At 53.6% G+C, this 20,565-nt stretch carries 18 protein-coding genes and 1 pseudogene; 18 read left to right on the top strand and 1 reads right to left on the bottom strand.

All coding sequences use genetic code 11. From position 1 onward, the window contains the following. The 10 genes from infB (at position 1) to dut (ending at position 12,035) form a co-directional block, all read left to right on the top strand. Entirely contained in the window at positions 1 to 2,892 is a 2,892-nt protein-coding gene (gene infB / locus WMW72_RS19990; protein ID WP_341417313.1) for a translation initiation factor IF-2, read from the top strand. A 13-nt stretch (positions 2,893 to 2,905) separates the two neighbouring features. Beyond that, on the top strand, positions 2,906 to 3,262 hold the full coding sequence (rbfA, locus tag WMW72_RS19985; protein WP_341417312.1) for a 30S ribosome-binding factor RbfA: 357 nt from the start codon (positions 2,906 to 2,908) through the stop codon (positions 3,260 to 3,262). Continuing rightward, positions 3,259 to 4,245: a DHH family phosphoesterase gene (locus tag WMW72_RS19980; RefSeq protein WP_341417311.1), complete on the top strand. Its 987-nt coding sequence runs from the start codon at positions 3,259 to 3,261 to the stop codon at positions 4,243 to 4,245. The genes rbfA and WMW72_RS19980 overlap by 4 nt, the downstream gene beginning before the upstream one ends. After that, positions 4,242 to 5,189 (top strand): tRNA pseudouridine(55) synthase TruB, encoded by a 948-nt coding sequence (gene truB, locus WMW72_RS19975; protein ID WP_341417310.1) that lies wholly within the window; start codon positions 4,242 to 4,244, stop codon positions 5,187 to 5,189. Before WMW72_RS19980 ends, truB begins: the two co-directional genes overlap by 4 nt. Positions 5,190 to 5,272: 83 nt before the next feature. Next, positions 5,273 to 6,217, top strand: coding sequence for a bifunctional riboflavin kinase/FAD synthetase (locus tag WMW72_RS19970; protein ID WP_341417402.1), 945 nt, complete (start codon positions 5,273 to 5,275; stop codon positions 6,215 to 6,217). A gap of 192 nt (positions 6,218 to 6,409) precedes the next feature. Next, positions 6,410 to 6,679 carry a 30S ribosomal protein S15 gene (gene rpsO / locus WMW72_RS19965; RefSeq protein ID WP_159884307.1) on the top strand — a complete coding sequence of 90 codons (270 nt, stop codon included), beginning with the start codon at positions 6,410 to 6,412 and terminating at the stop codon, positions 6,677 to 6,679. Positions 6,680 to 6,916: 237 nt separating this feature from the next. Continuing rightward, positions 6,917 to 9,022, top strand: coding sequence for a polyribonucleotide nucleotidyltransferase (gene pnp, locus WMW72_RS19960; protein WP_341417309.1), 2,106 nt, complete (start codon positions 6,917 to 6,919; stop codon positions 9,020 to 9,022). 192 nt (positions 9,023 to 9,214) lie between these two features. Continuing rightward, positions 9,215 to 10,258, top strand: a complete 1,044-nt coding sequence (locus WMW72_RS19955) for a polysaccharide deacetylase family protein (protein ID WP_341417308.1) — start codon at positions 9,215 to 9,217, stop codon at positions 10,256 to 10,258. Positions 10,259 to 10,336: 78 nt separating this feature from the next. Beyond that, on the top strand, positions 10,337 to 11,587 hold the full coding sequence (locus WMW72_RS19950) for a M16 family metallopeptidase (protein WP_341417307.1): 1,251 nt from the start codon (positions 10,337 to 10,339) through the stop codon (positions 11,585 to 11,587). Beyond that, on the top strand, positions 11,580 to 12,035 hold the full coding sequence (gene dut / locus WMW72_RS19945; RefSeq protein ID WP_341417306.1) for a dUTP diphosphatase: 456 nt from the start codon (positions 11,580 to 11,582) through the stop codon (positions 12,033 to 12,035). Before WMW72_RS19950 ends, dut begins: the two co-directional genes overlap by 8 nt. A gap of 63 nt (positions 12,036 to 12,098) precedes the next feature. Here the strand turns inward: dut and WMW72_RS19940 are convergent. Further along, a pseudogene (locus WMW72_RS19940) lies at positions 12,099 to 12,506 on the bottom strand (PD-(D/E)XK nuclease family transposase); the annotation flags it as partial. A 134-nt stretch (positions 12,507 to 12,640) separates the two neighbouring features. On the opposite strand from WMW72_RS19940, the gene dpsA reads away from it, so the two are divergent. The 8 genes from dpsA to WMW72_RS19900 all read left to right on the top strand — a co-directional run bounded on the left by dpsA (position 12,641) and on the right by WMW72_RS19900 (position 20,517). After that, entirely contained in the window at positions 12,641 to 13,537 is an 897-nt protein-coding gene (gene dpsA / locus WMW72_RS19935) for a dipicolinate synthase subunit DpsA (RefSeq protein ID WP_341417304.1), read from the top strand. Further along, positions 13,538 to 14,131: a dipicolinate synthase subunit B gene (locus tag WMW72_RS19930; protein ID WP_341417303.1), complete on the top strand. Its 594-nt coding sequence runs from the start codon at positions 13,538 to 13,540 to the stop codon at positions 14,129 to 14,131. A 66-nt stretch (positions 14,132 to 14,197) separates the two neighbouring features. Then, complete coding sequence (locus WMW72_RS19925) at positions 14,198 to 15,238, top strand: aspartate-semialdehyde dehydrogenase (protein WP_341417302.1); 1,041 nt, start codon at positions 14,198 to 14,200, stop codon at positions 15,236 to 15,238. A gap of 94 nt (positions 15,239 to 15,332) precedes the next feature. Further along, the gene (dapG, locus tag WMW72_RS19920; protein ID WP_341417301.1) at positions 15,333 to 16,547 is read left to right on the top strand and encodes an aspartate kinase; all 1,215 of its coding nucleotides are present in this window, start codon (positions 15,333 to 15,335) and stop codon (positions 16,545 to 16,547) included. 26 nt (positions 16,548 to 16,573) lie between these two features. Continuing rightward, entirely contained in the window at positions 16,574 to 17,449 is an 876-nt protein-coding gene (gene dapA / locus WMW72_RS19915) for a 4-hydroxy-tetrahydrodipicolinate synthase (RefSeq protein WP_341417300.1), read from the top strand. Positions 17,450 to 17,666: 217 nt separating this feature from the next. Beyond that, on the top strand, positions 17,667 to 19,343 hold the full coding sequence (locus tag WMW72_RS19910) for a ribonuclease J (protein WP_341417299.1): 1,677 nt from the start codon (positions 17,667 to 17,669) through the stop codon (positions 19,341 to 19,343). Positions 19,344 to 19,513: 170 nt separating this feature from the next. Then, positions 19,514 to 20,275: a ClpP family protease gene (locus tag WMW72_RS19905; protein ID WP_341417298.1), complete on the top strand. Its 762-nt coding sequence runs from the start codon at positions 19,514 to 19,516 to the stop codon at positions 20,273 to 20,275. Further along, complete coding sequence (locus tag WMW72_RS19900; RefSeq protein ID WP_341417297.1) at positions 20,272 to 20,517, top strand: YlzJ-like family protein; 246 nt, start codon at positions 20,272 to 20,274, stop codon at positions 20,515 to 20,517. The genes WMW72_RS19905 and WMW72_RS19900 overlap by 4 nt, the downstream gene beginning before the upstream one ends. Positions 20,518 to 20,565 lie beyond the last annotated feature (48 nt).

The raw sequence follows: 20,565 nt of genomic DNA, 5'->3' as shown, positions 1-20,565 counted from the left end.
TTGACAAAACAGGACAACAATAAAGACAAACTCAGAGTTTACGAATATGCAAAATCCTTGAGCATGAGCAGTAAAGAGATTATTACGATTTTGAAAAGGCTGGGACTTCCGGTTAACAACCATATGAGCGTAATGGAGAACGATGCGGTGAATAGTGTAGAAAAGTTTTTCAAAGACATCAAAGCCAATGCAGCGGCAAAACGTGATGGAGGCGCCGGTCAAGGTGCCAAGCCATCAGAAAGAGGTGCGGGTATTTCTAACTCGTCGAAACCACAAACAGTAGCAGTTCAACCAAAGCCGGAGCAACGTGCGAACGGCGGCCAGCAAGTTCAGGCGGCAGCTTCCAAAGCTGGCAGCCAGCAAGAAGAAAGAACGCCGAGCCAAGGCTCCGAGCGTCCGCAAGGCAGCGGGGCGGGTCAGACCTCTGAACGTCCGCAAGGCAGCAGCCAAGGCGGCCAGAACCGTCAAGGCGGTCAAGGTGGCGGATATCGTCAAGGCGGCCAGGGAGGCCAAGGCGGCGGATACCGTCAAGGCGGCCAAGGTAGCAGCCAGAACCGTCAAGGCGGTCAAGGTGGCGGATATCGTCAAGGTGGCCAGGGAGGCCAGGGAGGCCAGGGTGGTGGACAAAGCCGTCCGGCTGGTCAAGGCGGTCAAGGCGGTGGCTATCGTCAAGGCGGCCAAGGCGGGCAGGGTGGCGGACAAAGCCGTCCAGCCGGTCAAGGTGGTCAAGGCGGTGGCTATCGTCAAGGCGGCCAAGGTGGCGGTCAGAGCCGTCCGGCTGGTCAAGGAGGCCAAGGCGGAGGAGGCTATCGCCAAGGCGGAGGCCAAGGTTCCTATGGTGGAGGCGGCCAGGGTCAAGGCAGTCGTCCGGCTGGAGGCGCGAGTGCAGGCGGAGCTGCGGGACAGCGTTCCGAGAATCGCCGTGGTAACTTCAACAGCCGTCCGGCGGCAGCCGGTTCGTCTAGACCGAATACTTCGGTCGACAATGATGCGGATAAAGCAGGCAAAAAGCCGTCGAGACCGGGTCAAAGACGCTTTGACGACAACCGTCAGGGCGGTAAAGGACCAGGCAACCGCGGACGTTCGCAAGGCAAGGGCGGCAGATTCAATTCCGAGCCTCCTAAGCCGAAGATTGACAACACGCCGAAGAAAATTATTGTACGCGGCACGATGACAGTCGGCGAGCTCGCCAAATCGCTGCATAAGGACGCTTCTGAAGTCATTAAGAAGCTGTTGTTCCTTGGCGTAATGGCGACGATCAACCAAGAGCTGGATCTGGATGCGATTCACCTTCTGGCTTCCGATTATGGAGTCGAGATTGAACTGAAGATCCCGGTCGAGGAAGATAAGTTCGAGAACTTCGAAGAGAAGGACGAGGACGAGGATCTGATGGAGCGTCCGCCGGTTGTTACGATCATGGGTCACGTTGACCATGGTAAAACGACATTGCTGGATGCTATCCGCAAAACAAATGTTACCGAAGGCGAAGCCGGAGGGATCACCCAGCACATCGGGGCCTACCAGGTGGAGACACACGGCAAGAAAATTACGTTCCTGGATACCCCGGGTCACGAGGCATTCACATCGATGCGTGCCCGCGGCGCACAGGTTACAGATATTACGATTATCGTCGTTGCTGCAGATGACGGCGTCATGCCGCAAACGATCGAGGCGATTGCCCACGCTAAGGCAGCTAAGGTGCCGATTATCGTAGCGGTCAACAAAATCGACAAGCCGGATTCCAATCCGGATCATATCAAGCAAGAGCTTACAGCTTACGAGCTGGTTCCTGAAGAGTGGGGCGGCGACACGATTTTCTGCAACATTTCTGCGAAGCAGCGGATCGGACTTGAGAATCTGCTCGACATGATTCTGCTCGTATCCGAAGTGCAGGAATACAAAGCCAACCCGAACAAACGGGCCAGAGGTACGGTCATTGAGGCCGAGCTGGATAAAGGTAAAGGCCCGGTTGCCCGCGTCCTGATTCAGCACGGTACGCTCAAGGTGGGCGATAGCTTCGTAGCCGGCGTTCATTTCGGCCGTGTGCGCGCTATGGTCAACGACAAAGGCAAGAAGCTCAAAGAAGCGGGTCCTTCGACTCCTGTAGAAATTACAGGGATGACGGAAGTGCCGCAAGCCGGCGACCCGTTCCTCGTGTTCGAGGACGAGCGCAAGGCCAGAGCCATCGCCGAGAAGCGCACGATTACACTGCGTCAATCCGAGATGGGAGCGAACTCCCGCGTTACGCTGGACGATCTGTACAAACAGATCAAGGAAGGCGAGATCAAGGATCTGAACGTCATCATCAAAGCAGACGTTCAAGGTTCGGCTGAAGCGCTCAAAGGCTCCCTCGAGAAGATCGACGTGGAAGGCGCTCGCGTCAAGATCCTGCTTAGCGGCGTAGGTGCGGTTACCGAATCCGACGTTATTCTTGCTTCAGCATCCAATGCGATCGTCATCGGCTTTAACGTTCGTCCGGAGCCGCAAGCGAAAAACACAGCGGATCAGGAGAAAGTCGACATCCGTCTGCATAGCATTATTTACAAGGTGATGGAAGAGATCGAAGCAGCCATGAAGGGCTTGCTGGATCCGACCTTCAAAGAAGTGGTCATCGGTCAAGCCGAAGTCCGCAATGTCTTCAAAGTTTCCAAAGTCGGCACCATTGCAGGCTGCATGATCACTTCCGGTAAAATCAACCGGAATGCGGAGCTTCGCGTGATCCGCGGCGGTATCGTGGTATTCTCGGGCAAGGTAGACTCGCTCAAGCGCTTCAAGGACGATGTGAAAGAAGTGTCCCAAGGCTACGAGTGCGGTATATCTGTAGAGAAATTCAACGATATTAAAGAAGGGGACATTATTGAAGCCTTCGTCATGGAGACTGTAGAGAGATAAGAGGTGATTCGCTATGGCTAAAATTCGCGTAGGTCGAGTTGGCGAGCAAATCAAGAAAGAAATCAGCCAGATTATCCAATCTGAGCTGAAGGACCCGCGGATCGGTTTTATTACCGTGACCGGCGTCGATGTTACCAATGATTATTCTCAGGCTAAAGTGTACCTGAGCGTGCTGGGCACCGACGAGCAGCGGGAGGAAACGCTGAAGGCTTTGGCCCGCAGCTCCGGCTTTATCCGCTCCGAGCTGGGCAAAAGAATCCGGATACGCAAAATTCCGGATCTGCTGTTCAAGTTCGACGCCTCGATCGATTACGGCTCCAAAATTCAAAATATCCTTCAACAAATCCATGAAGGAGAAACGAACGCATGACGAATTCGGACTACGCCGTACAGCTTCAAGCGGCAGCCGATTTCATCCGCAATCACGACGACTTTCTGGTGGTGTCCCATGTCCAGCCTGACGGGGATGCCGCCGGATCGACGTTCGGTGTAGCCTGGATGCTGCATGCTCTCGGCAAAACCTTTACGCTGATCAATGAAGGGAAGATGCCCGGTAAGTTTCTTTACATGGCAGGCCCCCATCCCATTGTGAATTTTGAAGAGAATCCGCCTGCGCGCGTGTTTGGGGCGGTGATCTCGGTCGATTGCGCCGACTTTGGGCGGATCGGACAGGTTCACCAATGCTTTGCAGAGGATGCTTTGCTGCTCAATATCGATCACCATGCGACCAACGACGGCTTTGGCGCTGTCAATCTGGTACGGTCTGATGCTGCGGCAACGGTCGAGATCTTATATGATCTTGCCGGTGAACTGGGCATAACCTGCTCCGATGAGTGGAATATATGTATCTATTCCGGCTTGTTAACGGATACCGGAGGATTCCGCTACTCGAGCACGTCGCCCAAGGTGATGCGGATCGCAGCGGACTTGCTGGGCCGCGGTGTTCAGGGGCATCAGCTGGCGGAAAAGTTGTTGGAGACCATGACGTTCCCGCAAATTTCTCTGCTGAAGTCCAGCTTGAATACGCTCAGCTTTGCCCATGACAAGCGGGTCGCCTGGCTATCGGTATCCGAGGAGGAGCTGAATGCCTCGGGAGCTTCCAGCGAAGACATGGACGGGCTCGTGAATTACGCTCGCAACGTGGAGGGTGTATGGGTAGGTATACTGTTCAAGGAGAAGCGCCGGGGACTTGTGAAGGTTAGCCTTCGCTCGGGCGGGGAAGCCAATGTTGCGGAAATTGCCCAGCGCTTCGGCGGGGGCGGCCATATCCGGGCAGCCGGCTGTGCAGTCGAAGGCTCGCTGCAAGAAGTGATTGATCGTGTAGTTCAGGAAGTAGGGAGTGCGCTGTTATGACACTGGACGGCATATTGCCGATATGGAAGCCCAAGGGCTATACCTCTCATGACGTTGTTGCCAAAGCGCGCCGTATCCTGAAGATCAAACGTATCGGACATACCGGTACGCTTGATCCGATGGTGACCGGCGTGCTCCCTTTATGTATCGGGAAGGCAACGCGGGTCGTTGAATATATACAGGATCTCCCGAAAGAGTATGAGGCCTGTCTGTGGTTCGGCCTGTCAACGGACACTGAGGATTTGAGCGGGACGACGATCGACAAGGACGACACAGTGAAAGAGCGAATTACTCCGGAGGCTGCTGCTGACGCTGTCCGCAGCTTCGTCGGACAGATCGAACAGATCCCTCCGATGTATTCCGCTGTCAAGGTCGACGGCAAACGCTTGTACGACTTGGCGCGGCAGGGGATCGAAGTCGAACGCAAATCGCGCACGGTCACCATTTACCGCATCGAAGTGCTGGAGACGGATTGGAGCGGGGAATACCCGACGATCCGCTTTCGCGCACTCTGCTCCAAAGGAACCTACATTCGCACCTTGTGTGCGGATATCGGCAAGTCACTCGGAGTGCCTGCTGTGATGGGCGAACTGGTGAGAACCTCGACAGGCAGTCTGACGCCTTCAAGCTGTCTGACGCTGGAGGAACTTCAGGAGCTGGTGGACGGCGGAGACCTGGCATCGAGGCTGGTGCCGATCGAAGAAGCGCTTCGTCATCTTCCTAACGTGAGGCTTTCGGAAGAACAGACACTGAGAGCCAAGCAAGGCCAGAGAGTACGCTTAAATCTTGAACAGTATCATTCTATTCAATCTGCAGCTCCAGAGCAGCTTAGCCGGATCGCGGGCTTCTCCGGTTCGCCGGAGAGGGCCGTAGGGGTGTTTGAATGGAATCCGGATATGCAGGTGCTGCAAGCCGTCAAAATTTTCTCGCAAGAGCCATCCTAAGCTGTGTAAAGTGCGAGTTCAATAAGTTCATAGCTTCTTGAACGACCTCTTTTAGCCGAATTGTAGGTGAACGTAACGACATGATGCAAACCGTATCGCTCTCGTTTCCGCTCGAAGCCGGGCGTTGGGCCGATCAGCCGCCGCAAGTGCTGGCGATCGGAGATTTTGACGGTGTCCATCTGGGACATCAGGAAGTCATCGGGCGTGCTGTAAGCCGCAGCCGTGAGCTGGGAGCCGTCAGTGCGATTATGACCTTCCATCCGCATCCGCGCCAAGTGCTTGGCCAGGACCACTACATCCGGCTGCTCACGCCGCGCTGGACCAAACGGGAGTTTTTAAGCGAGCTTGGGGTAGATGTAACCTATATGGTTGATTTCAATGAGTCGTTCATGCGGCTCAGTCCGGAAGAGTTCGTGGAGCATATGCTTGTCCCGCTCAATCTGGATACGGTGTATGTCGGGTTTGACTTCAGGTTCGGGCATCGCGGGGCGGGTACGCCTGACACGTTGTGCGAGCTGGCCAAGGGACGCTTCGCCGTGGAGATCGTACGCCCTTACGAGCGTGGGGGAGAGAAGGTAAGCAGCACGCGAATACGGCAATGTCTGCAGGACGGACAAGCCCGTGAAGCGGGAGAACTGCTGGGCCGCTCCTACCAGATGGAGGGCGAAGTCGTACATGGGGATGCTCGCGGACGGACGATTGGATTTCCGACAGCTAATATTTTGCTGAAGGACCCGTATGTGCTGCCTGCCAATGGCGTCTATGCCGTCCGGGTACTCGTAGGAGCGCTTTGGTACGGCGGGGTGATGAATATCGGGGTCAAGCCTACGTTTGAAGGGGCGCTGATTCATCCCACGCTGGAAGCTCACTTATTCGACTTCGAATCCGATATTTATGGGGAAAACGTACAGGTAAGGCTCGTCGATTTTATCCGTCCGGAGCGCAAGTTTGGATCCGTCGGGGAGCTCGTCGATCAGATCAGGCACGACGCCGATCAGGCACGCCAGATGCTGTCCGAAAATAATTAGGCTTATCCTTTGTTTTTATTTTACTTTTAGCTATTCCTTATGCTATACTATGAAACGTTGTCGATTCGGAAAACGCCGTTCTTGGACGGCGGCTCGTCAAGGGTCCGTAATCGAATAAACCGTAGCGTGGAGAAACGAGACTCCGACGGTCTCTGGGCTACCGGGGATATACTATTATGGAGGTGAATCAACATGGCATTGACACAAGAGCGCAAGCATGAACTGATTGCTACTCACAAAACCCACGAGAACGATACGGGATCTCCAGAGGTGCAAGTTGCGATTCTCACTGAGAACATCGTAAACCTGACAGCTCACTTGAAGACCCACAAGAAAGACCATCACTCTCGTCGCGGTCTGCTCAAAATGGTCGGTCAACGCCGTAAGCTGCTGACGTACTTGAAAAATAAGGACGTTAAGCGTTACAGCGCACTGATTGAAAAACTCGGTCTGCGCCGCTAATCGCGCATGTCACGCAATCAAAGCAACCACGTTTGTCTTTGGGCGCTTCCAGATCATCGTCATTTGGATGCTCCAGGACCTCGGGGTTGCTTTTTTTGGCTAATGTTTTCACAAAAAGAAGGAAATACTAACCATTATGCAGAATGGTTAGATGATGAGCATGCGTGCGAACGGGCATACATAAGCGAATCCTCGCGACACATGTTATGAACGAACGCCAATAATAGGAGGTTGTTTATGGAGAGCAAGGTGCAAATGGATCTAGGCGGCCGACAGCTCGTGCTGGAGACGGGCCGCTTGGCCAAGCAGGCCAACGGCGCCGTTGTCGCCCGCTATGGAGATACGGTTGTGTTGTGTACAGTTACAGCTTCGGCTGAGCCGAAGGACCTGGACTTTTTTCCGCTGACGGTAAACTACGAGGAGCGTCTGTACTCCGTAGGTAAAATTCCCGGAGGCTTCATCAAACGTGAAGGACGTCCAAGCGAGAAGGCGATTCTGGCCAGCCGTCTGACAGACCGTCCGATTCGTCCATTGTTCCCGGAAGGGTTCCGTAACGATGTACAAGTCGTCGCGATCGTGATGAGCGTGGATCAGGATTGCACGCCTGAGATGGCTGCGATGATCGGTGTATCCGCAGCGCTGAGCATCTCGGATGTTCCGTTCAGCGGTCCGGTCGGCGGTGTCATCGTAGGCCGTGTGGACGGCCAATTTGTCATTAACCCAACCTTGGCGCAAGCTGAGAAAAGTGATATCCATCTGGTCGTTGCCGGCACCAAGGATGCGATCATGATGGTCGAAGCAGGCGCCGATGAAGTGGCGGAAGAAGTGATGCTTGAAGCGATCATGTTCGGACATGACGAGATCCGCAAGATCGTCGCCGTACAAGAGGAACTCGTCGCTCAGGTTGGCCGTCCGAAGATGGAAGTGAAGCTGCATGCCGTTGATCCAGAAGTCAACCAAGCCGTTCGCGAGTTTGCAGAGGCCCGTCTGGTCGAAGCGGTCAAAATCCCTGAAAAGCACGCGCGTCAGGATGCGATCGATGCGGTCAATGCGGAAGCGAAGGAGCATTTTGTAGCGGTATACGCCGAAACGCCGGACAAGATGGACGACGTGAAGGAAACGCTGTATGACATCGTGAAGGAAGAAGTACGCCGCCTGATTACGCATGATAAGGTGCGTCCTGATGGACGGGCTCTGGAAGAGATCCGCCCGATCGAGTGTGACATCAATTTGCTGCCTCGTACGCATGGTTCCGGTCTGTTCACCCGCGGGCAAACGCAAGCCCTGTCCATTTGCACACTAGGTGCGCTGGGCGATGTGCAAATTCTCGACGGCATCGATCTGGAAGAGACCAAGCGGTTCATGCATCACTATAACTTCCCTCCGTTCAGCGTAGGTGAAGCGAGACCTCTTCGTCCTCCAGGCCGCCGCGAAATCGGACACGGAGCACTTGGCGCACGGGCGCTCGAAGCGGTTATTCCGAATGAGGTTGAATTCCCTTATACGATCCGTCTCGTGTCCGAAGTACTGGAATCGAACGGTTCGACCTCCCAGGCTAGTATTTGCGCAAGCACACTGGCGATGATGGATGCAGGCGTTCCGATCAAAGCACCGGTAGCCGGGATCGCGATGGGATTGATTAAAAGCGGCGAGCATTTCTCCATCCTCTCCGATATCCAGGGTATGGAAGATCACCTCGGAGATATGGACTTCAAGGTGGCAGGTACGGCCAAGGGTGTTACGGCGCTGCAAATGGACATCAAGATCGACGGCATCAACCGTGAGATTCTGAGTCAATCGCTGGAGCAAGCCAAAGAAGGACGGATGCACATTCTTGGTAAGATGATGGAGCGTATCTCCACACCGAAGACCGAGCTTTCGCCTTATGCGCCTAAGATTGTTACGATGCAGATCAATCCGGACAAAATCCGCGATGTTATCGGTGCTGGCGGCAAGATCATCAACAAAATCATTGAAGAGACCGGCGTAAAAATCGACATTGAGCAGGATGGCCGCGTATTTATCGCATCGTCCAACAGCGAGATGAATGAGAAAGCCCGTTCGATCATCGAAGGCATTGTCCGCGAGGTCATCGTCGGCGAGATTTACCTGGGTACGGTTAAGCGCATTGAGAAGTTCGGTGCATTCGTTGAAATTTTGCCGGGTAAAGACGGACTGGTACATATTTCCCAGTTGTCGACCGAGCGCGTAGCCAAAGTCGAGGACGTTGTCAAGATCGGTGATCAGTTGACCGTCAAGGTCACGGAAATCGATGCGCAGGGTCGTGTGAACCTGTCCCGCAAAGTGCTGCTGACGCCACCTGCAGCTCCAGCTCAAACCTAATTCAATAACGCGCCTCCGGGCGTTTCATGAAGAAAGAGCCAGATCTTGTCTGTCTCTTTTTTGCTGTGTGAAGAAGCGTGTGAGGAATGACGTCGAACAGTTCTCAGCCGTACCCGGTTTTTGTACAAGGTCTAAACTCGTCCTTCCCAGCATATGAATGGGACAAACAAGGAAGAAACGGGAGACCTGACTATGAACCGGAAAAAGCAAAAATTACTGCTGTTTGCGACAGCCAGTCTTGGCGTTGTTCTGGTGCTGCTTCAGCAATCCACGGCTGTGGAGAGGTTTGTGACCCATGCCCGTCAAGCAAGCGGTACCCCCGGCAGCTTCGGAGAGGGAGAATCTCTGCAGACGCTGGCGCGCTATTTCCGGGGAGAGGATGAATCTGCCCGGTCCCATGCTCTGCAATGGATCCAGACGGAAGCAGGCAAGCGGTACATCGCACCGGTCGATGCCAAGATCGACCCGGTATGGAAGGCCGTACCTGGCTACAACGGCCGTGAGGTCGATGTCGAGAAGTCCCTCGCCGCGGCAGAAGCGAAAGGTTACCCGATGCCGCCGCCGTTGGTGTATCGCGAAATTCAGCCCCAGATTGGTCTTGACCAGCTTGGCCCGCATCCGGTCTATAAGGGAAATCCCAACAAGCGGCTAGTGTCCTTCATGATCAATGTCGCCTGGGGAGACGAGTACTTAAGCAAGATGCTGGCTACGCTTGAGAAGGAAGGGGTACACGCAACCTTTTTCCTCGACGGGATGTGGTTATCCAAAAATGTTGCGATGGCCAAGACCATTGCAGAGAAGGGGCATGAGCTGGGAAATCATGCGTATTCCCATAAAAATATGAGTACGCTCTCGCGAGGTCAGAATGAAACGGAAATTGTCAAGACGGAGAAGCTGCTTAGAGAACAGGTTGGAGTAGACGGAGGCTTGTTCGCTCCACCGTCGGGGGACTTTAATCAAACAACGGTGGATGTTGCCCACAGTCTCAAGCTGAGGACCGTCTTATGGACCCTGGACACGGTCGATTGGAAGAAGCCTCCCGCTTCCTCCATTATCCGCAAAATATCGTCCCGCGTGGAGCCTGGTACGCTCATCCTGATGCATCCGACCGCCTCCAGCAGCGAGGCGCTGCCAGAAATGATTCGTATCATCCGAAGCAAGGGGCTGCAGCTCGGCACCGTCAGCGAGGTGCTTTCCCCGCAGCGACTCCCTGAGGTTGAGTCCACCGGACAATAATGGTAATATCTAAATATTATGCCTGCATAGCAACTGGGGCAGGGGTATCAGTGAATACGAACGAGGAGGCATCCGTGCTTGGACAAATATACCCTGGGTAACGGTCTGCGGGTTGTGATCGAGAAAATTCCGACTTGCCGTTCCGTCGCTTTTGGCATCTGGGTGAAAACCGGATCGCGCAATGAGACGGAGACGAACAACGGGATTTCCCATTTTATTGAGCATATGCTTTTCAAGGGAACCGAGAAATACTCGGCCAAGGAAATCGCAGAAATTTTCGATGGCATCGGCGGGAACATTAATGCCTTTACATCCAAGGAGTACACCTGCTATTACTGCAAAGTACTCGATGAGCATTTGCCTATCGCCGTTGAGGTACTCTCCGATATGTTTTTCCGCTCCGTCTTCGATCCTGAGGAGCTGGAGAAGGAAAAAAACGTGATCTACGAAGAGATTTCCATGTACGAAGATACGCCGGATGATATGGTGCATGATCTGATCGCACAGGCTGCTTTCGGCGACCATACGCTGGGATATACGATCATCGGAACGGAAGAGAATTTGTCGGCCATGAACTCCGATACGCTGCGGGATTATATGAAATCCTACTATACCCCCGGCAATACGGTCGTCAGCATCGCAGGAAATGTCGGCGATGATGTGCTGTCGCTGATCGAAAGCCACTTCAGCGGCTTTGCCGGTTCAACAGCGCCGGAGATCCGTCAACCGCTTGGATTCCACAGCGAGCTGGCATACCATAAGAAGAAAACCGAGCAAAACCATATCTGTCTATCGCTGCCCGGACTACCGATTACAGATGAGAATCTGTATGCAATGATCCTGCTGAACAATGCGATCGGGGGCGGGATGAGCTCCCGCTTGTTCCAGGAAATTCGCGAGAAGCGGGGATTGGCGTACTCTGTTTATTCCTACCACACTTCCTACCAGGACGGTGGGATGTTTACCATCTATACGGGAACGGCTCCCAAGCAAACTTCCGAAGTGCTCAAGGTAACGCTGGAGATGATGGCGGAGCTGAAGGAGCAGGGATTGACGCCTGCCGAGCTGCGCAAAGGGAAAGAGCAGATGAAAGGCAGTCTGATCCTCAGTCTGGAGAGCACGAGCAGCCGGATGAACCGTATAGGCAAGAACGAGCTGATGCTGGGCAGACATTATAATCTCGACGAAATTATCGAACGTATCGAGCGGGTTGAGATGGAACAGATCCGCGAGCTAACAGCCAGCTTGCTGTCCACGCCTTTCGCTGTTGCTATGGTCGGTCATACGGATGATGCGATTCAAGGATTCAGGAGGGATCAGCTTGTCTGAACAATTTCAAGTGCAAATTAAACGACTGCCTGGCAATGAGGATGTCCCGCTGCCGGTGAAAATGTCAGAGCTCGCCAGCGGCTTCGATCTGTATGCCGCCGTGGCAGAGCCTGTCATACTGGCGCCGGGCCAGCGTGCCCTCATCCCTACGGGTTTCGCGCTGGCGATGCCGGGCGAGCTGGAGGCACAGATCCGGCCGCGCAGCGGTCTGGCCTTCAAGCACGGCATCACCAGCCTGAACTCCCCGGGAACGATCGATGCAGACTATCGGGGCGAAGTGAAGGTGCTGCTGATCAACCATGGCTCCGAGTCGTTCACGATCGAGCGCAAGGAACGGATTGCGCAGATGGTTTTTCAGCGCGTGCCGCAAATTATCCTGCAAGAAGTCGAGGAACTCGACGCGACGGTCCGTGGCGCCGGCGGCTTTGGCCATACGGGTACGAAATAAGAAAGAAGCATAGAAAATCGGCGAGCCTTTGTATAGGGGCCCGCCGTTTTTTTGTCTTTTTGATCAAATTTTCTTCAGCGCTGTGACTTCTTCTCTGGACAAACCGGAGGCTTTGGAAATAGCTTCTATGTCGAGTCCCATAGACAGCAAATTAGCAGCAATCTCCACAACTTTCTTGTACTCGCCCTCAGCTCTGCCCTCTGCTGGGCCTTGGGCTTTCGCCTCAGCCTTCACTCCTTCGATTCTTGAGGTTTCATCCCTTAGAAACTTGAGACGCGCTTCATACTCCAAGCGAGTCTCAGCGTCTTGACTTAAAAACTCCAAGGTGGTCATCGCCTTTTCAGCAAAGGTTCGTTCACCGTCAACGCCTCCCAGTGTTTGGTCTGCTTCCCGCAGAAATAAAAACCAGTTCACCAAGCCGCCGGTCACAGGGACCTCATGCTTATCCAGCTTTGGCAATTCCGTTACATGGCCTCCCCCTATCATGAAGCAACCTCCGTTAGCCAATCACGCGTATGAAGCGCACCTGTGTCTCGGTTGGAACCCATCTCTGGGCAGACGCATAAGATGACGTATCGAAAGCGATCTAGAAAGAGGTGAGAAAGATGCTTACCGGGATTCAAACGGCTCTGATCGGGGGGGACGCGAGACAGCTTGAGGTCATTCACAAATGCTCAGAGCTGGATGCGTCCGTAACGCTGATCGGATTCGACAATCTTCAGAACGGATTCAGCGGAATCACCAAGGCAGAGCTCACGCCGGAAGCCCTTGAAGGGATGGATGCGGTTATTTTGCCTGCGGTGGGAACGGATGATCATGGCCGGGTAGACAGCCTATTTTCCTCCAAGGAACTTCGTCTGACCCAAGAACATATAGCGGCTTTGCCGAAGCACGCCACCATATTTACCGGGATGGCAAAGCCTTACTTACGCGAGCTATGCGCGGCCCAAGGGATTGCTCTTGTTGAGCTGTTTGACCGCGACGATGTAGCGATTTACAACTCCATACCAACGGCAGAGGGCGCCATCATGATGGCGATCCAGAATACGGACATTACGATTCACAGTTCCGAATCGATGGTGCTTGGCTTCGGACGCACCGGGATCACACTTGCCCGCACTCTCCAGGGAATGGGGGCCCGTGTGAGCGTGGGCGTCAATAAGCCTGACTATTTTGCAAGAGCGGCAGAGATGGGGATGAATCCCTTCTATACCAAGGATCTGATAGGCCGGGTATCCGGGGTGGATTTTCTGTACAATACGATTCCTGCCTTAATCCTCACGGCGCAGGTTATTGCCAATATTCCCCACCGCGCCCTGATTATCGATCTGGCATCGAAGCCGGGCGGCACCGACTTTCGTTTTGCCGAGAAACGGGGGGTCAAAGCCTTGCTCGCCCCAGGCTTGCCCGGTATTGTTGCGCCGAAAACAGCAGGACGGATCATCGCCGATACGATCAGCCGTATTATTATGGAGCATCCACAGCCAAGGGGGAATGCATAAATGGATTGGAATCAAGTGACCGTAGGCTTCGCGCTGACGGGATCGCACTGTACATTCGAAGAGGTTATGCCGCAAATCAAACGGTTTATAGATGCCGGTGCTAAGGTTGTGCCGATAGTCACCCAGACGATTATGACGACCAATACACGCTTCGGAAGCTCGGAAAGTTGGCAAAAACAGTTGAAAGAGATCACAGGAAATGATATTATTTCTTCAATTGTAGATGCCGAGCCGCTAGGTCCATCCAAGCTCTTGGACGTGATGGTGATTGCTCCTTGCACCGGAAATACAACAAGCAAGCTGGCTAACGCGATGACCGAGAGCCCTGTTCTGATGGCGGCGAAGGCCCAGATGCGGAATCAACGTCCGCTTGTGCTGGCCATCTCCACCAATGACGGACTCGGACTCAACGCGACGAATGTCGGTAAACTGTTGATCACGAAGAACATTTACTTTGTCCCGTTCGGACAGGACGCGCCGACTGCCAAACCGAATTCGCTGGTCGCCCGTATGGATCTGATTATGGAGACATGCGAGGCCGCGCTGGCCGGCAAGCAGCTTCAGCCGATGCTGATCGAACGATTTAATTATTGATTCACCTTACAAGCAATAAGCAGAATCAGCGTATAAGTCATCATTTACCGCAGGGGAGAGAACTACATGTCGAATCAGAAGTTGTTTAACGTTGCCGTCGTAGGCGCAACAGGTGCCGTAGGAGAACAAATTATCCGTTTGCTGGCTGAGCGGAATTTCCCCATTCAAGAGTTGAAGCTGCTGTCTTCTGCTCGTTCGGCTGGCTCCAAGATAGCGTTTAAAGGACAGGATATCGTTGTGCAGGAGGCAACTCCGGATTCCTTCGAGGGTGTGGACATTGCTCTGTTCAGCGCTGGAGGAGACGTAAGTAAAGCGCTCATCCCCGAAGCGATCAGCCGCGGAACGGTCTGCGTCGATAACACAAGTGCTTTCCGGATGGACCCTGAAACTCCGCTGGTTGTGCCGGAGGTCAATATCGATAAAGTCAGCGATCACAAGGGTGTCATTGCCAACCCGAACTGCTCGACGATTCAAATGGTTCAAACGCTTAAGCCGTTGTATGACCGTTACGGTATTTCCCGGATCATCGTGTCCACGTACCAGGCGGTTTCCGGAGCAGGAGCAAGCGCTATTCAGGAGATGCTGCGCCAATCCCGCGAGGTCCTTGACGGCCGTGAAGTAGAGCCTAAGATCTTGCCAGTAGGATCGCTGCCTAAGAAGCATCAGATTGCCTTCAACGCTATTCCGCAGATCGACAAATTCGTCGATAACGGATTTACTTACGAAGAGATGAAGATGATCAACGAAACGAAGAAAATCATGGGCGACGACACGCTGGAAGTAACGGCAACCTGCGTTCGTATCCCGGTAGTTTATGGTCATTCCGAGTCCGTCTATGTGGAGCTGAAATCCGACTTCGACGTGGAGGAAGTTAAGCAGCTTCTCGCAGACTCGCCGGGAATCGTACTTCAGGACAACGCGGCTGAGCAGGAATATCCGCTCGCAACCGAAGCTGCCGGGAAGCTGGAAACGTTCGTCGGGCGTGTACGCCGCGATCTCAGCAATCCGCGGGCGCTGAACCTGTGGATCGTATCCGACAACCTGCTGAAGGGCGCAGCCTGGAATGCCGTGCAGATTGCGGAATACATCGCGATCGAACAGAATTAGAATCATGCCTATTCGTCTGGCTTCCTGTCCTTAGTGGCAGGAAGCCAGGCTTTTGCTTCATGAAATGAATGCTCATGGAGAAAGGGAGATCTGATTGAAGATCCTGGTGCAGAAATTTGGGGGCACCTCCCTTTCCACAGCCGAAGCCAGAGCACATGTTATTGAACATATCCGGGAAGCCATTGATCAAGGACTTGCACCAGTTGTTGTCGTATCGGCTATGGGACGGAAGGGCGAGCCCTATGCTACGGACACGTTGTTGGGTTGGATCAGCCAGAACGGGGATCGGCTGCCTGCCAGAGAGCGAGACATGCTGCTGGGCTGCGGTGAGCTGATATCGGCCGCAACCTTATGCAGTTTGCTCCAGGCGGAGGGTATTCCCGCTACCGCGTTCACAGGCGCTCAAGCCGGTATTAAAACGAATAACGACTACGGTAACGCACAGATCATCTCCATCTCTCCAGAACGCGTAATCGAAGCCCTGCAGCAGGGGCTGGTAGTGATTGTGGCGGGATTTCAAGGCGCTGCCGCTAGCGGAGATCTGACCACCCTCGGCAGGGGGGGCAGCGATACATCCGCGACAGCACTTGGTGCTGCGCTGAAGGCGGAGATGGTTGATATCTTTACCGATGTAAGCGGAATTTTGACCGCAGACCCGCGGATTGTAGAGGATGCCAAGGCTCTTGAGGTGGTGTCTTACGCCGAGATATGCAACATGGCTCATCTGGGGGCCAAGGTGATCCATCCCAGGGCTGTAGAAGTGGCGATGCATGCGGGCATCCCTGTTCGCGTGCGCTCAACCTTCTCCAGGGATCCCGGGACGCTGGTCACGCATCCGGATCTCGTTAGGGCGGCAGGGACCGTTCATGACAGATTCGTCACGGGAATTGCCCATGCAGCCGGCATATCGCAGATCCGGGTAGCTGCTCCAGAGGGGATGTTTGACCTTCAGCTCCGCGTGTTCAAGGCCATGGCTGAGGAACGTATCAGCGTTGATTTTATCAATGTGAATCCATTGGGCGTGACGTACACGGTCTTCGATTCAGAAGCGAAGCGGGCGATTGAGGCGCTGCAGGAGCTGGGGTTGTCGCCTGTCGTCACCGGCGGATGCGCCAAGGTATCGATTATCGGGGGCGGCATGAATGGCGTTCCGGGCATTATGGCGATGATCGTGGAAGCATTGACGGATCAGGATATTCACATCCTGCAGTCTGCGGACTCCAATACGACAATCTGGGCTTTGGTTGAAGGCCAGGATATGGTACAGGCGGTAAGAGCACTTCACCGTAAATTCAAGCTGAATAAATAGATCATCACAATCAGGAGGAGAATGTCGTGGATTTCGGAAGATTGATTACAGCAATGGTTACTCCGTTCGATGAGCAGCTCCAAGTGGATTGGGCTCAATTTGACAAATTGCTTGATTATTTGATAGATGAGCAGCAAAGCGACAGCCTTGTCGTATGCGGAACTACCGGGGAATCCCCGACGGTAAACGATGAGGAAAAGCTCCGTCTGTTCGAGGCAGCCGTCAAGCATGTTGAAGGCAGGGCTAAAATAATCGCGGGGACCGGGAGCAACAATACGGCCCATTCGATTCACTTGTCCCAGGAGGCCGAGAAGCTTGGCGTAGATGCGCTGCTGCTTGTCGCTCCTTATTACAGCAAGCCTTCGCAGGAAGGACTCTACCAGCATTTCAAAGCCATCGCGGAATCCGTATCGATTCCGGTTATTCTGTATAACGTACCTGGTCGTACAGGCGTGAATATTGATCCTGACACCACCATCCGCTTATCGCAGATACCGAATATCGTAGCGACCAAGGACTGTGCAGACACGGATCAGCTTACGCAAATTGTCGCGGGCGCAGCTCCAGGATTCCTTGTGTACAGCGGCGATGATACGACAGCGCTGCCGGCTTTGGCCGTTGGTGGGCACGGAATTATCAGCGTGGCTTCTCACGTGATTGGAAAAGAAATGAAATCTATGATAAACTCCTATTTACAGGGGAATGTGAAGGAAGCGGCCGAATGGCATGGCAAGCTTCTGCCGGTTTTCAGAGGATTGTTCTTCTGCCCGCATCGTGTACCTAATCCTGCTCCGGTGAAGCATGCGCTGAACCTGAGAGGCGTGCAGGTGGGCGGCGTGCGGCTCCCGCTCGTGAATGTGACCGAACAAGAAGGACAATTCATTGCTTCCCTGCTTGGATGAAGTCTTCGATGAATCGGTGCCGCTCGCGGCATCGGTTTTCTTTTTTTGGTTACTCTAACAAGTACCAGGTTTAAGGTGAGCATTTGTATATAAGCTTACTTGTAAAGTCAAGATTCTTTCATGTATAATGGTGCCAAGTGACTGGTGCGGTTTAGTAATGGGTTTGTACGTTCATATGAATAATCGTCGTCAAATAAATGGAGGAGGTTTCAATACTTTGTCTAAGAAAAATATAGATAAATTGACGATCTTTGCCCTTGGCGGCGTGGGCGAGATCGGTAAGAATATGTACGTTGTGCAATATGCCAACGATATTGTGGTGGTGGACTGCGGTCTTAAGTTTCCTGAAGAGGACATGCTTGGTATCGATATTGTCATTCCCGACATTTCCTACCTGACAGAAAATCGCGATAAGGTGCGCGGCATTCTGATTACGCACGGACATGAGGATCACATCGGAGGTCTGCCTTACGTCCTCAGAAGCCTGAATGTTCCGCTATTCGCCACGCGTTTGACCATGGGACTGATCGAAACGAAGCTGAAGGAAGCCGGGTTGCTTGGAGAAACCAAGCGCTCCATCATCACGTCGGATTCGGAGCTGAAGCTCGGTACGATCACAGCCACATTCTTTAAGACCAATCACAGTATTCCGGATTCGGTCGGCGTGTGCTTGGCAACTCCTGAGGGAAATGTTGTACACACCGGGGACTTCAAATTCGACCAGACTCCTGTGAATGATCAGTATGCCGATTTGCACAAGATGGCGGCGCTCGGACAGCAGGGCGTACTTGCCTTGCTGTCTGACAGCACGAACTCGGAACGTCCAGGCTATACAGGCTCGGAGCGCAGTGTAGGTGCGGAAATCGAAGAGGTGTTCCGCAAAGCGAAGCAGCGCGTCATCATCGCGACGTTCGCATCCAATATTCACCGGGTTCAGCAGGTTATTGACGCTTGCCAGGTTACACGCCGCAAGCTTACCGTCATCGGCCGGAGCATGGTGAATGTCGTATCGATTGCCAGCGAGCTGGGCTACTTGAATATTCCGGACGGCATGCTGATTGAGCCGGAGGAAGTCAATAAGCTGGCTGCAGACCGTGTCGTCATTCTCTGCACGGGTTCCCAGGGTGAGCCGATGTCGGCTTTGACGCGGATGGCTCGTTCCACACACCGCAAGATTGATATTTTACCAGGGGATACGGTTATCATTGCGGCGACGCCAATTCCGGGCAATGAACGCTACGTAGGACGTACGGTCGATGAGCTGATGCGCATCGGAGCGCATGTTATCTATGGACCGGGTTCGGTTACAGGCGTCCACGTATCGGGCCACGGCAGCCAGGAAGAGCTCAAGCTGATGCTCAATATCATGCGTCCCAAGTACTTTATCCCGATTCACGGAGAGTACCGGATGCTTCGTCATCACGGGCTGCTTGCAGAGTCTGTCGGAATCCCGCGTGAGGATATCTTCATCGTGGATAACGGGGAGACCGTTGAGATTTTGGACGGCGTTGCCCGCAAAGGCTCGAAGGTACCTTCCGGTAACGTGCTGATTGACGGTTTGGGTGTGGGCGATGTTGGTAATATCGTGCTTCGCGACCGCAAGCTGCTGTCCCAGGACGGCATTCTGGTCGTCGTGGTAACGCTCAGCAAGCAAGACGGGAAGATCTTATCCGGACCGGATATTATCTCCAGAGGCTTCGTTTACGTTCGGGAGTCCGAAGGACTGCTTGACGAGGCGAACCGGATCGTAACAAGCACGTTGCACCGATTGATGAATGAGAACGTGAATGAGTGGGCGTCCCTCAAAACACATGTGAAGGACGCACTCGGACGATTTTTATATGAACAAACCAGAAGAAGACCAATGATTCTTCCAATCATTATGGAAGTCTAGTCACTCGCATTAGTCACTTGACACTTTACCTATAAGCTTTAACCGCAAGTCCAGAAAGCTTCCCGGGCCGGCTGCCGCCGCGATCAAGGGAAGCTTTTTGCTTGCGCGCATATTCCTGGCGGGTGGACCCATACTAAAGGCAGATTTGGACATCTGTGAGGGGGTTGTGAATGTTGAACAATGAAAAGCTGGAACAGCAACCGCAAGCACCGGTACAACCGCCGGGTAATCCGTCGCCAGAAGATATACGTAAAAATGGAGCGGTAGAGGCGATTCAGCAGCTTGGACAAACGGCTGTGCCGAACGGGGAATCCAATATATTTTGTATGACCATCATCGGGCAGGTAGAAGGGCATGTCGTGCTCCCGCCTCAGAATAAAACGACGAAGTATGAGCATTTGATTCCGCAATTGGTAGCGGCCGAGCAAAATCAGAAAATAGAAGGCGTATTGATCATTTTGAATACGGTCGGAGGCGATGTGGAGGCCGGTCTGGCGATTGCGGAGATGATCGCTACACTATCCAAGCCGACGGTGACGCTTGTATTGGGAGGAGGCCATAGCATCGGGGTGCCGATTGCCGTTTCGGCGAGTTACTCGATCATTGCGGAAACCGCCACGATGACGATCCATCCGATTCGTCTTAACGGCCTTGTCATCGGAGTGCCGCAAACCTTCGAATACCTGGATAAAATGCAGGAGCGCGTCATTCGATTTGTAACCCGGCATTCAAGGGTCGAGGAGGAGAAGTTCAAGGAGCTGATGTTCAAAACCGGTGAGCTGACTCGTGATATCGGCACGACAGTCATCGGAGCGGATGCCGTTAGGTACGGATTGATGGACAGTCTGGGAGGGATCGGAGAGGCCATCCGTAAGCTCAATGATTTGATTGAGGAACGGCGGAAGCAGCAGACGGGCGGGATGATACAATGACCCATTATACCGTACTTCCTATGGATGTGGTGATGGACGGATTTGATGCTCCTCCCCCTGCCATGCCGTCGCCGATGGAGATTTCGGTAAATGGCATCACCATGCAGGTGCAGCCGCTGAATGGCTCGCAGGCAGCTATTGTCAGGCTGATCGACTGTAAGCTGGAGGATTATCTCAACCCTAGGCTGGCCCCAGGGCAGATCATTGAATTTAAGCCAACAATGGGCGGTCAGTTATTCTGAGAAAATGGAAACGTATGTTTTCACCCCAGTTTATGGTATAATGAGCTG

The organism is Paenibacillus filicis, assembly GCF_038070315.1.
Classification (GTDB): Bacteria; Bacillota; Bacilli; order Paenibacillales; family NBRC-103111; genus Paenibacillus_G; species Paenibacillus_G filicis.
The sequence above is the reverse complement of the archived record's forward strand: the minus strand, read 5'-3'. Positions and strand labels throughout refer to the sequence as shown.